A 12507-nucleotide genomic window follows, 5' to 3' on the forward strand; every position below is an offset into this window, starting at 1 on the left:
CTCGGCTAGCGTGAAGTGGTGACTCTGACAGACGCGCAGGGCGCGGCATCCGTCGTCCCTCCCATCGCTTCTCGCAACCCCGTCCCGCGCAGCCATCACGGCGACTCGTTCGACGACCCGTACGAGTGGTTCCGGGCGAAGGAGGACGCCGCCGTCATCGGTCATCTCGAGGCCGAGAACGCCTACACGGAGGCCCGTACGGCGCACCTCGCGGGACTGCGCGAGCGCATCTTCGACGAGATCAAGGGGCGCACGCTCGAGACCGATCTGTCGGTGCCGAGCCGCCAGGGCGACTGGTGGTACTACGGCCGCACGATCGAGGGCAAGCAGTACGGCATCCAGTGCCGCGCACCGCTCGCGTCGCCCGACGACTGGACGCCGCCCGTGCTCTCGACCGATGCGCCCGTGCCCGGCGAGCAGGTGCTCCTCGACGCGAACGTCGAGGCCGAGGGTGGCGAGTTCTTCTCGCTCGGCAGCTTCGAGGTCTCCAACGACGGCCGCCTCATGCTCTACGGCGTCGACGTCGCGGGCGACGAGCGCTACACCGTCCGCGTGCGGGACCTCGAGACGGGCGAGCAGCTCCCCGACGTCATCGAGGGCACCTTCGCGGGTGCAGGTTTCTCGCCCGACGGACGGTTCGTCGTCTACAGCACCGTCGACGACGCGTGGCGCCCCGACACCGTGTGGCTGCACGAGCTCGGCACGCCCGTCGAGGACGACGCCAAGCTCTTCCACGAGCCCGACGAGCGGTACTGGGTCGGCGCGGGCTTCACGCGCAGCGACCGCTACCTCGTCATCGGGCTCGGGTCGTCCATCACGAGCGAGGAATGGCTGCTGGATGCCGACGACCTGCGCGCCGAGCCGCGCATCGTGTGGCCCCGTGTCGAAGGCGTCGAGTACGAGGTCAACCACGCGGTCGTCGACGGCGAGGACGTCCTCTACATCGTGCACAACGACGGAGCCCTGGACTTCGAGATGGTGCGGGTCGCGGCATCCGACCCCGCAGGCCCCCGAGAAGTCGTGCTCCCCCACGAACCCGGCCGCCGGCTGCTGGGTCTCTCGACGTTCCGCGACTGGGGCGTCGTCGCATACCGCCGCGGCGGGCTCGCGCGCCTGGGCCTGCTCTCGTACGAGACGGGGACCGTCGACGAGCTGCAGTTCGACGAGCCGCTCTACGCCGTGGGCGGCGGCGGCAACCCCGAGTGGGCTCCCCCGCTGCTGCGGATCGGGTACGGCTCGTTCACGACCCCCGGCACGGTCTACGACCTCGACATCGCGACGCGCGAGCTGCTGCTGCGCAAGCGGCAGCCCGTGCTCGGCGGCTACGACCCAGAGGACTACGCGCAGGCCCGCGTGTGGGCGACGGCGCAGGACGGCACGCAGATCCCCATCTCGCTCGTCTGGAAGCGCTCGTTCGGCGATGCCGGCTCCGCTCCCCGCCCCGTGCACCTGTATGGCTACGGCTCGTACGAGCACTCGATCGAGCCCGGCTTCTCGGTCGCCCGCCTCTCGGCCCTGGATCGCGGCGTCGTCTTCGCCGTGGCGCACGTGCGCGGCGGCGGCGAGATGGGCCGTCAGTGGTACGAGGACGGCAAGCTGCTCAGCAAGCGCAACACGTTCACGGACTTCGTCGACTGCGCCCTGCACCTCGTCGACAACGGCTACACGACGCCGTCTCAGCTCGTCGCTGAGGGAGGCTCGGCCGGCGGGCTCCTCATGGGCGCCGTCGCCAACCTTGCGCCGGAGCTCTTCGCCGGCATCCTCGCGGATGTGCCCTTCGTCGACGCGCTCACGACGATCCTCGATCCGTCGCTGCCGCTCACCGTCATCGAGTGGGACGAGTGGGGAGACCCCCTGCACAACGCCGACGTCTACGCGTACATGAAGTCGTACTCGCCGTATGAGAACGTGCGGACGGATGTCGCCTACCCGCGCATTCTCGCCGTCACGTCACTCAACGACACGCGCGTGCTGTACGTCGAGCCCGCCAAGTGGGTCGCGCGGCTGCGCGAAGTCGGCGCCGATGCCCTGCTCAAGTGCGAGATGGTCGCGGGCCACGGGGGCGTCTCGGGGCGGTACAACGCGTGGCGCGAGCGTGCGTTCGAGCTCGCGTGGCTGCTCGACGTCCTCGGGGTCGCCGACGCCTGACCCTCGCGGGCGATGTCGCGCGGCATCCCAGCCGGTTCGGCCTGTCCCCGTTCCCTCTCGGTCGTGTCCCGCTTCCTCCCTGTGGTGTCCCGCTTTCTCCCCTTCGTGTCCCACTTTCCGCTGGATGGATGCCGCTATCTGAACGAAAGTGGGACATGCGACGCATGACCCGGACGCCACCCGGCCCGGATCAGCGCCTCACGCACCCTCGCGACGGCTGAGCGGCCGCCATCCCGCATGTGGTGGTTGAGGATGCGGACATGGTCCCAGCCGAGATCTCGGATCAGATCCCAGCGATCGGCGTCCTTCGCGAACTGCAGCGTGTCTTCGGCGTGCGCTCGCCCGTCGTACTCGGCCGCAACTCGCCATCTCGGGTAGGCAAGGTCCAATTCGAGGATCGCGGAACCGCGATGATCTCGGATGGTCACGTTGACGTCGGGCTCAGGAAGACCCGCCCGGACGAGGCGTAGACGCAGGTGCGTCTCTCTCGCTGACCGTGTGCCAGCCCGGACCTCGACGAGCGCTTTGCGCAGTATGCCGCCGCGCGTGTCACCCATCGCCTCGACTTCCGCGGCGAGGTCGTCGAAGGAGGCGATCGCCGTTCGTCCTCGATCCGAAATCAGAAACTCGGCGGTGGCGATGAGATCATCGAGCGCCCATTGCCTGCCCGTCTGCCGCCACGCCCGAACAGGATGCTCGATCGGCAGCCCGTTCGGCAGCAGCAGGGTCGCGGGCTCGCGCAACTGCAGACGATGGCCGGCGACTCCCGCTGTGCGCGGTTCCCGCGCGGGTCGGTGGGCTGAGATGTGGATGCCGGGGCGATAGGGCCACTCGGGCGTGGGCGCACCCAGGAGCGCGAAGACAGTCTCATGACTGAAGAACTGCCAGGGCGCCAGCCGTGGCGCGTAGTCGAGACACAACTGCAGGAGTGTCGAGTCCCCGCCGCCCTGGACGGCGCGCACGCCATGGAAGGGCCGACGGATGTCGCCGCGGGTCAGCCTCGACGGTGAGACGCCGAGCGCGACCGCCTCTGACACGCTGAAGCGGGACGGCAGTTCCGGGGGCAAGGGCGAGCGACGCGGCATCCGTTCACTCTCCCTGGGAGGCGCCGGACCGCGCCCTTTCACGGACGATCTGTCAGCGGACTCGGCAAGGGAAGGAGCGAGGGAGGAGAGGGCGGAGCACCCCGCGCGAGCGCGGAACAACCATGTCCCGATTTCGGCTGCTCAGCGGCTCGCAATCAGATGATCTTGGGACACGACGGCGATAGATCGGGACATGCGTGACTCGCCGGGACGAGATCGACGGGGCCCACCCAGAAGCAGACGCAAACGAAGACGGGATGCCTCGAGCCGAGGCATCCCGTCCGTCGAAAGCGGCTCAGCCGAAGAGGGCGGCGGCCTCGTCGTAGCGGTGACGCGGCACGGTGTTGAGCTCGCCGAGGGCGTCCTCGAAGGACACCCGCACGATGTCGGTGCCCTTGAGCGACACCATCTGCCCCCAGGCTTCCGACACGACGGCATCCGCCGCCGCGAGACCGAGGCGCGTCGCGAGGACACGGTCGAAGGCCGACGGCGACCCGCCGCGCTGGATGTGGCCGAGCACCGTCGCGCGGGTCTCGATGCCCGTGATGCGCTCGATCTCGGGCGCGAGCATCTCGCCGATGCCGCCCAGGCGCGGGCGGTTGAAGGCGTCGAGGCCCTTGTCGCTGTAGGCCTCGTCCATGCCCGTGAGGGTGAAGCCCTCGGAGACGACGACGAGCGGAGCGCGGCCGCGGTCGTGGGCCTTCGAGACCTGGTTCGCGACCTCGGTGATCGACAGCGGCACCTCGGGGATGCAGATGACGTGCGCACCCGCCGCGATGCCCGCGTGCAGCGCGATCCAGCCGACGTGGCGGCCCATGACCTCGGCGACCATGCAGCGCTGGTGCGAGTCGCCCGTCGTGCGCAGGCGGTCCATGGCGTCGGTCGCGATGTTGACGGCGGTGTCGAAGCCGAATGAGTAGTCCGTGGCCCGCAGGTCGTTGTCGATCGTCTTGGGGACGCCGAGGACGTTGATCCCGTCGCCTGCGAGTCGGTTCGCGGCCGCGAGGGTGCCCTCGCCGCCGATCGCGATGATGCCGTCGATGCGGTGGCCGTAGAGGGTCTTGGAGATGTTCTCGGCGCCGCCGCGCGGACCCTCGTAGGGGTTGGTGCGGCTCGTGCCGAGGATCGTGCCGCCGACCTTCGAGAGGCCCTTGACCTCGTGCCTCGAGAGGGGGAAGAAGTCGCCGTCCACGACACCCCGCCAGCCGTCGCGGATGCCGACGAACTCGAGGTCGTAGTGCGTCGTCCCCTTCAGGACGACGCCGCGGATGACCGCGTTGAGTCCCGGACAGTCGCCGCCGCTGGTGAGGATGCCGATCTTCATGTGTGGTCCTTAGGTCGGGAGGTTTCGAGCGGCGTCGCTGCCTCTCCCGACACTATCGCCGGATGCATCGGCCGTGCCACACACGCGACCGTCAGTATCCGCGCGCCGCGCGAAGAGACGGCCGCCCCTCGGGGACGGCCGTCTCGGGTCGCTCAGATCTCGCCTTCGGGCAGACCCTTCGTGCCTTCGCGCGCCGCCTGCTCGTCCGCGGCCGCGCCGTCCACGAGGTCGCCGTCGAGATCCTCGTCGAGCGGCTCGTCGCGGTCGCCGTCGAGCGCGCCGTCGTAGGCGTTCTCGAGCGCGGCGTCGATCGTGCCGGCGACGGTATCCTCGTCGGCCCGCCCACCCTGCTTCGGATCGGACATCTCTGCCTCCTTGCCTCGGTGGCTCGACGGTACGAGCCCACGGAGCACCGAGGCGAGGGGTTGACGTCGTCTCTCGCGCGGTCTACGCGGCGCGAGAGAGGCAGGCGAGGCGCCTGACTCCCTATGCCGCGCCGAGCGCCTTCCGCAGAAGGTGCATGAGGGCCGACAGCTGCACCGAGTCGCTCGACTGCGGATCGACGGCCTCACCGTCGAGCGCGCGCGCCGCGAGACCCTGCTTGGAGTCGATGAGCTCGGCGATCTTGGTGTCGATCGTGTGCGCCGCGATGATGCGCCACGCCGTGACGGGCTCGTCCTGGCCGATGCGGTGCACGCGGTCGATGGCCTGCGTCTGCTCGGCGGCCGTCCACGACAGCTCGGCGAGCACGACGTTCGACGACGCCTGCATGTTGACGCCGACGCCCGCCGCCGTGAGCGAGCAGACCGCGACGCCGACCGCGGGGTCGTTGTTGAACGCGTCGATCGCCGCCTGACGGGCGAGAGTCGTCTGGTCGCCGCGCAGCGACACCGTCTTCAGCCCTGCCGACGCGAAGTGCGCCTCGGCCTGGTCCATGACGTCGATGTGCTTCGCGAAGAACACGACCTTGCCGACCGAGCGCTGCAGCTGCACCGTGTAGTCGGCGGCGAGCTGAGCCTTGGCCTGACCGATTCTGCGGACCATCGTGAAGACGTTCTCGGCGCCCGTGCCTGCCGCCTTGGACTCCTCGAGCTCGTTGTGCGCGACGAGTCGCACGATGTCCTCGTCGATCTCACCGAAGGCCGTGCTCGAGCCGGACCGTGCCGAGCTGCGCGCCTCGATGATACGGCGGTACTTCGCCGCGAGCCGCTCGCCGAGCTCGCGCTCGGCCTGGCGGATCGAGCGTCCGAACTCGTCGTCCAGCTCGACCGGCAGGTCGGCGATGAGCTTGTCGGGCAGATCCGCTGCGACGTCCTTCTTCTTGCGACGGACGATCCCCATCGAGATGACGGCTTCGCGTGCCTCGGGGTAGAACGCCTTGTCGGCGGGCGTGAGACCCGTCTCGTCGAGCTTCTCCATGAGCAGCGGGCCGGGCTTCTCGCCGTTGGTCCACCCGAGGAAGCGCCAGATGGCGTCGAAGTCCTCGACGTCGTTGATGAGCGGCGTACCCGTCAGTGCCAGCAGCAGCGGGTTGCGCACCTGCTGACGGATGCGGTTCGCGAGCGCGAGCACGTTGCGCGAGCGCTGCGAAGTGAGGTTCTTGATGAAGTGCGCCTCGTCGACGACGAGGCCCTTGAGCCCCAGGTCGCCGAGCCACGAGAGGTGCCGGTCGAGGATCTCGTAGTTGACGATGAAGACGTCCGCGAACGCGTCGACTCCCTCGCCGTCGCCGTGGATGACCGTCGCGCGGCGCTGCGGCGTCCACCGCTCGACCTCGCGCGCCCAGTTCATCTTGACGACGTTGGGCACGACAGCGAGCAGCGGGTAGGCGTCGGCGACGGATGCCGCGAGCACCGACTCCGCAGTCTTGCCGAGGCCCGGCTCATCGGCGAGCAGGAACGTGCGGTGCCCCTCGCGGACAGCCTCGAGGAACCGCGACTGGTGCGGCATGACGTCAAGGCCCTTGGGCGAGAGACGGTCGAACTCGGGGACGGGCGGAAGCGGCATCGTCGCGGAGCCGCCGCCCGCGCCGGTCTCGAAGGCCTTGTAGAGCGGCCCCATGATCTCCCACCCGTCGAGGCGCCGACGGGGCGTCTCCTTCGCGGTGCGCATCGTGAGATCGGGCGCGAGGAACGGGTTGGACTCGCGGCGCGACACGACCTGGGGCGGCACGACCTGCCGCTCGGCGAGTGCCGCGGGGACGACGGGTGCCGCGGCGGGCGCGGCGTCGGTGATGATGAGCTCGTCCGGCGGCAGTTCGGCCCCCGACTCGAGCAGCCAGTCGCGGCGCATGCGCCGTGCGACGGGGGACGTCGCCTGGTCGACCTCGAGCAGCTGGATGAGGCTCGTGTCGCGCGCCGCGGTCTTGGCGAGGATCGTCGCGACGCCGTCGAGGCGCTTGAGGAGCTCCGCGCGCGCCGCGTCGGTGATGGCGGTGTCGGCCTTCACACGGGCGCGCTCTTCGCGCACGAGGAACGCGATGACCTGGAACTTGACGCGGTTCGTGGGCCCGAGCTTTCCGCGCTGGGCCTTCGCCTCGACCTCGCGCACCTTGCGGGCGAGGATCGGGATGACGGGCGCCTCGTCGTCGCGACGCGACGTCGTGGGCTTCCTGCGCCGCTGAGCCGAACGGGCGGACTGAGCGGCGGATGCCGTGGGCGGCATGCTCCTCCTGAGCGTAGGTTGCCGGATACTCCGGCCAGGCGACCGGTCTGACGACCGGCTGTGGTCTGCAACAGCTCCCGCGGGCGGCGCGCGCGCCGTCACGGACGCGGGACGGGAAACCTTTGTCCCCGGTCGCTGGCACTCGCTTCTGCGAGCCGCGACCCCGGGATCGGGATTCCCCGCCGCCAGTCTAGCGGCATGCGCGCGGTTCAGCCCCAGAGCGTGTCGGCGATGTCTTCCGTGTACCCTTCGGGCGCGAAGTTGAGCCAGGATGTCGAGACCCAGCCGTTCCCCCTCAGGAAGTGGGTCTCGCCGAAGGCGACCTCTTGATCGTCGAAGTCGAGCCGCTTCTGCTCGATGCGGCAGATCGTGCCTCCCGCGTAGTCGGCGCAGCCCAAGCCTGAGCTCTGCACCGCCGCGAGGATCGCGGCCGACTGCCCCGCATCGATGATCGATACGTTGGTCGCCAGGCCGAATTCACTCGGCCCGCCCCACGAGCAGCGGATCGTCGGGATGCCGGAGCCCATGATCTCGAGCAGCTCGGCGTTCTGCGTCGAGAGCATCGTGACGCCCGGGTCGTTGAGCGGCGGCGCCTGCGCCATGAGCGTCGCGAGCATGGCTGCGGAGTAGATCTGCTCGCACGCCGCAGGGAGCGCGATGTCGTCCGCTGCCGACGATGTCTCACTGGGCGAAGGCTCGGGCGTCGCGGACGCGGAGCCGCTCGACGAGGGCGACGGGCTCGACGAGCCGCTCGGAGCGGGATCCGCAGGTTCTGGGGCGCATGCCGAGAGCGCCAGCAATGCCGTGAGTGACGCGACGGCCACGATCACGGACGGACGACTTCCCACGGTTCACCCACCCTCGCTCGGTGGTTCAAGGCTACTCGTCGCCGCTCGCGATCGCGTCCTGCCATTCGAGAAGGCGTCCGGGTTCGTCGGTCACGATGCCGTCCACGCCCGCGGCGATCGTGTCCTTCCACTCGCCGTCGCTGTTGAGCGTGTAGACGACGACCCGCAGGCCCAGTTCGTGCATCTCGGCGACGACCTCCGGGCGACGGGCGACGGCCTTCCAGTCGACGATGATCCCACGCGCATCGGCGCCCTTGACCGCCTGCTCGATGTCGCGGGGCAGTCGGCGCAGGATGAGGAGCCGGAATGCCAGCTCCGACGCGCCGCTCGTCGTGAGCAGCGCGCGCGGGTCGAAGCTCACGATCGCGACGCGGCGCTCGAGGTCATGCCGGCGGAGCGTCTCGATGAGCGCGGCGCCGGCCGCGGCATCCCACTCCCCCTTCAGTTCGAGCATCGCGCGACGGCCCGAGGGCGCGAGCACCGTCAGGAACTCCTCGAAGGTCGGCACGGGCGTGCCGGCGTACTCCGCGGCGAACCACGACCCGGCGTCGAGCTGCTGCACTTCGGCGAGCGTGAGGTCGGCGATTCGGCCGTGTCCGTCGGTCGTGCGGTCGACGCTCTTGTCGTGCATGAGCACGGGGACGCGGTCGGCGGTCAGGGCGATGTCGACCTCGAGGTAGTCGAAGCCCGCGTCGATGGCCGCCGTGACGGCGGGGATCGTGTTCTCGGGGGCGAGGGCTCCCCCGCCGCGATGGCTCACGACGAAGGCGCGTTCGGCGGGTGCGCGCTCGTCGCCCATGAGCTCGGTCGCGCTGACCCGTGCGGGGGCTGCCCCCAGGAACGCGATGACGAGGCTCACGACGGCGAGCACGCAGACGGTCACAAGGGCCTGGATCCGATCTCGGGTATCGGATGCCGGGTGGGCGGGCATCGGGCATGTCCTCCGGGTGGTCACGTCCTCTTCGACGTGGAGACCACCCTACATGCACCGTTACCTTTTCGTTACCTCGAATTCACCAGGTGGTCAGACGAGGGATTTCGGATGCCACACCGTCTTGATCTCGGTGAACGCCGCGATCCGCTGCAGGCTGGGGGCCGCGGCATCCGGACCCTGCTCGGGCGGCAGGACGCGCGTGACGGAGTCCGCCGCCGCGATCTGCAGATCGACCCAGTCGAGGTCGCCCGCGCCCACGAGGTCGAGCGCGTGCACCTCCGGGTGCGAGGCGAGCCACGGCGCGATCTCGGCGGGAGATCCCGTCAGGACGTTGACGACTCCGCCGGGGACGTCCGACGTCGCGAGCACCTCGGCGAGGCTGATGGCGGAGAGCGGATACTGCTGCGACGCGATCACGACGACCGCGTTGCCCGTCACGAGAGCCGGCGCGATCGCCGAGACGAACCCGAGGAGCGCCGTGTCCTGCGGGGCGACGATGCCGACGACGCCGGTCGGCTCCGGCACCGAGATGTTGAAGTACGGACCCGCGACGGCGTTGCCGTTGCCGGCGACCTGCGCGAACTTGTCGCACCAGCCCGCGTACCAGACCCAGCGGTCGATCGCCTCGTCGACCTCGGCCTGCGCGACGGCGGACGACGCCCCGGTCTGCTGCACGATCTCGTCGACGAACTGCGCACGGCGCCCCTCGAGCAGCTCCGCGACGCGGTACAGCACCTGCCCGCGGTTGTACGCGGTCGCACCCGACCACCCCTTGACGGCGCCTCGGGCTGCGACGACGGCATCGCGGGCGTCCTTGCGCGACGCGAGGGCCGCGTTCGCGAGGAACTCCCCCTTCGCCGAGACGACCTCGTAGATGCGCCCCGACTCGCTGCGCGGGAAGGCGCCGCCGATGAACAGCTTGTAGGTCTTGGGAACGGTCAGCCGCTTGCTCACGAGGAGACCTCCTTCTTGACGGAGCGCGCATCGACGCGCTTCGCCTGCTCGATCGTCCCGCCAGGGCCCTGCAGATACGCGAGCAGTCCGTGCCGCCCGCCCTCGCGGCCGAAGCCCGACTCCTTGTAGCCGCCGAACGGGCTCGACGGATCGAACCGGTTGAAGGTGTTCGCCCACACGACGCCCGCGCGCAGACGGTCGGCGACCGCGAGGATGCGCGAGCCCTTTTCGGTCCAGATGCCGGCCGAGAGGCCGTAGGGGGTGTTGTTCGCCTTCTCGATGGCTTCGGCGGGCGTGCGGAAGGTCAGCACCGACAGGACGGGCCCGAAGATCTCGTCGCGCGCGATGCGGTGGCTCGACTGCACGTTCGTGAAGATCGTCGGCGCGAACCAGAAGCCCTTGTCGGGGATCGCGCACTCCGCCGTCCAGCGCTCCGCGCCCTCTTCGTCGCCGATGCGGCTCAGTTCGCGCACGCGCTCGAGCTGCTCGCGCGAATTGATCGCCCCGATGTCGGTGTTCTTGTCGAGCGGATCGCCGAGGCGGAGGGTTGACAGACGCGACTTGAGCCGGTCGACGACCTCGTCGTGGATCGCCTCCTGCACGAGCAGACGACTGCCCGCGCAGCACACCTGGCCCTGGTTGAAGAAGATCCCCGTCACGATCCCGTCGACGGCCTGCTCGATGGGGGCGTCCTCGAAGATGATGTTCGCGGCCTTGCCGCCGAGCTCGAGGGTCAGCTTCTTGCCCGTCCCCGCGACAGCCTTCGCGATCTCACGGCCGACGGCGGTCGAGCCCGTGAAGGCGACCTTGTCGACATCGGGATGCCGCACGAGCGCCGCTCCCGTCGCACCCGCGCCCGTGATGATGTTGACGACGCCCGCCGGGAGGTCGGCCTGCTGGAGGATCTCGGCGAAGATGAGCGCCGTGAGAGGCGTGGTCTCGGCGGGCTTGAGGACGACGGTGTTGCCCGCGGCGAGCGCCGGTGCGATCTTCCACGCGAGCATCAGCAGCGGGAAGTTCCACGGGATCACCTGACCTGCGACGCCGAGCGGCCGAGGGTCGGCGCCGAGGCCGGCGTGGTCGAGCTTGTCGGCCCACCCCGCGTAGTAGAAGAACCATGCGGCGACGAGGGGGACGTCGACATCCCGGCTCTCCTTGATCGGCTTGCCGTTGTCGAGACTCTCCGCGACCGCGAGCTCCCGCGCGCGCTCCTGCACGAGTCGTGCGATGCGGAAGAGGTACTTGCCGCGGTCGCGGCCGCTCATCTTCGACCACGTCCTGTCGAAAGCGCGTCGCGCGGCCGCGACGGCGGCGTCGACATCCGCTTCGCTCGCCGAGGCGATCGTCGCGATGTGGGATTCGTCGGCGGGCGAGATCGTCGCGAACGACGTCCCGCTGCCGGCGCGGAACTCGCCGTCGATGAAGAGCCCGTACTCGTCGCGCAGGTTCAGGATCGCGCGCGACTCGGGAGCGGGGGCGTACTCGAGGAAACTCATCTGTTCGTCTTCTCTTCCGGTTTCGAGTCTGCGTCAGTCGATCGTCACGTAGTCGGCGCCCGAGTAGTGCCCCGTGCGCAGCTTCTGCCGCTGCAGGAGCACGTCGTTGAGCAGGCTCGACGCGCCGTAGCGGAACAGGTGCGGCTGCAGCCACTCCTCCCCCGCGATCTCGGCGACCGTCACGAGGTACTTGATCGCATCCTTCGAGGTGCGGATGCCGCCCGCGGGCTTGACGCCGATCTTCTCCCCCGTCGCACGGTGCCAGTCACGCACGACCTCGAGCATGAGGAGCGTCGTGGGCAGAGTCGCGGCGGGCTGCACCTTGCCGGTCGAGGTCTTGATGAAGTCGCCGCCCGCGAGGATCGCGAGCCACGACGCGCGCTTGATGTTGTCGTACGTCGTCAGCTCGCCGGTCTCGAGGATCACCTTGAGGGACGCGTAGGTGCCGTCAGCGCGGCGGCACACCTGCTTGACGCGGGCGATCTGGTCGAAGACGAGTCCGTACCGGCCCGAGAGGAACGCGCCGCGGTCGATGACCATGTCGATCTCGTCCGCGCCGTGCGCTACCGCCTCGGCGGTGTCGGCGAGTTTGATCTCGAGCGACGCGCGGCCGCTCGGGAACGCCGTCGCGACTGCTGCGACGCTCACGCCGCCGTCGTCGGGATCGCCGTGGGCGGAGCCGAGCGCCTCGACGGCGTACGGCACCATGTCGCCGTAGACGCAGACCGCCGCGACGCGCGGGCAGGTGGGGTCGGAGGCATCCGGATTCAGTGCCTTCGCGACGAGCGAGCGCACCTTCCCGGGGGTGTCTGCGCCTTCGAGGGTCGTGAGGTCGATGAGCTCGATGATCTTGTCGAGCGCCCACGCCTTGGAGGTGGTCTTGATCGAGCGGGTGCCGAGGTCGGCGGCGCGCTGCTCGAGGCCCACGGCGTCGACGCCGGGGAGCCCGTGGAGGTAGCGGCGCAGCGTCGTGTCGTCGGGCTGGCCGCCGAGCAGCTCGACAGCGCGCTCGGGCAGCGTCTGCAGTTCGGTGCGGCTCATGTCTCTCCTTGTC

The 12507-nt window shown here is 69.7% G+C and carries 10 protein-coding genes; 1 reads left to right on the top strand and 9 read right to left on the bottom strand.

Features of this window, described 5'->3' with window-relative positions; genetic code table 11:
- Nucleotides 1-18: 18 nt before the first annotated feature.
- On the top strand, nucleotides 19-2148 hold the full coding sequence (locus MJ607_RS17005) for a S9 family peptidase (RefSeq protein ID WP_374238069.1): 2130 nt from the start codon (nucleotides 19-21) through the stop codon (nucleotides 2146-2148).
- Between the two features lie 134 nt (nucleotides 2149-2282).
- On the opposite strand, the gene MJ607_RS17010 is transcribed toward MJ607_RS17005, so the two are convergent.
- The 9 genes from MJ607_RS17010 to deoC form a co-directional block, all read right to left on the bottom strand.
- The gene (locus tag MJ607_RS17010) at nucleotides 2283-3233 is read right to left on the bottom strand and encodes a hypothetical protein (protein WP_243076806.1); all 951 of its coding nucleotides are present in this window, start codon (nucleotides 3231-3233) and stop codon (nucleotides 2283-2285) included.
- Between the two features lie 295 nt (nucleotides 3234-3528).
- On the bottom strand, nucleotides 3529-4557 hold the full coding sequence (locus MJ607_RS17015; protein WP_243076807.1) for a 6-phosphofructokinase: 1029 nt from the start codon (nucleotides 4555-4557) through the stop codon (nucleotides 3529-3531).
- 152 nt (nucleotides 4558-4709) lie between these two features.
- Complete coding sequence (locus tag MJ607_RS17020; RefSeq protein WP_243076808.1) at nucleotides 4710-4922, bottom strand: hypothetical protein; 213 nt, start codon at nucleotides 4920-4922, stop codon at nucleotides 4710-4712.
- A gap of 121 nt (nucleotides 4923-5043) precedes the next feature.
- Nucleotides 5044-7221: a DEAD/DEAH box helicase gene (locus tag MJ607_RS17025; protein WP_243076809.1), complete on the bottom strand. Its 2178-nt coding sequence runs from the start codon at nucleotides 7219-7221 to the stop codon at nucleotides 5044-5046.
- Between the two features lie 209 nt (nucleotides 7222-7430).
- Complete coding sequence (locus MJ607_RS17030; protein WP_243076810.1) at nucleotides 7431-8051, bottom strand: hypothetical protein; 621 nt, start codon at nucleotides 8049-8051, stop codon at nucleotides 7431-7433.
- Nucleotides 8052-8100: 49 nt separating this feature from the next.
- A complete protein-coding gene (locus MJ607_RS17035) occupies nucleotides 8101-9000 on the bottom strand; it encodes a glycerophosphodiester phosphodiesterase family protein (RefSeq protein WP_243076811.1) in 900 nt (299 codons plus the stop codon).
- A gap of 93 nt (nucleotides 9001-9093) precedes the next feature.
- Nucleotides 9094-9957, bottom strand: a complete 864-nt coding sequence (locus tag MJ607_RS17040) for an aldehyde dehydrogenase family protein (RefSeq protein WP_243076812.1) — start codon at nucleotides 9955-9957, stop codon at nucleotides 9094-9096.
- Nucleotides 9954-11453 (bottom strand): aldehyde dehydrogenase family protein, encoded by a 1500-nt coding sequence (locus MJ607_RS17045; RefSeq protein WP_243076813.1) that lies wholly within the window; start codon nucleotides 11451-11453, stop codon nucleotides 9954-9956. Before MJ607_RS17045 ends, MJ607_RS17040 begins: the two co-directional genes overlap by 4 nt.
- A gap of 33 nt (nucleotides 11454-11486) precedes the next feature.
- Nucleotides 11487-12494 carry a deoxyribose-phosphate aldolase gene (deoC, locus tag MJ607_RS17050; RefSeq protein WP_243076814.1) on the bottom strand — a complete coding sequence of 336 codons (1008 nt, stop codon included), beginning with the start codon at nucleotides 12492-12494 and terminating at the stop codon, nucleotides 11487-11489.
- Nucleotides 12495-12507: the final 13 nt, after the last annotated feature.

Source organism: Microbacterium sp. SS28 (genome assembly GCF_022761035.1).
Classification (GTDB): Bacteria; Actinomycetota; Actinomycetes; order Actinomycetales; family Microbacteriaceae; genus Microbacterium.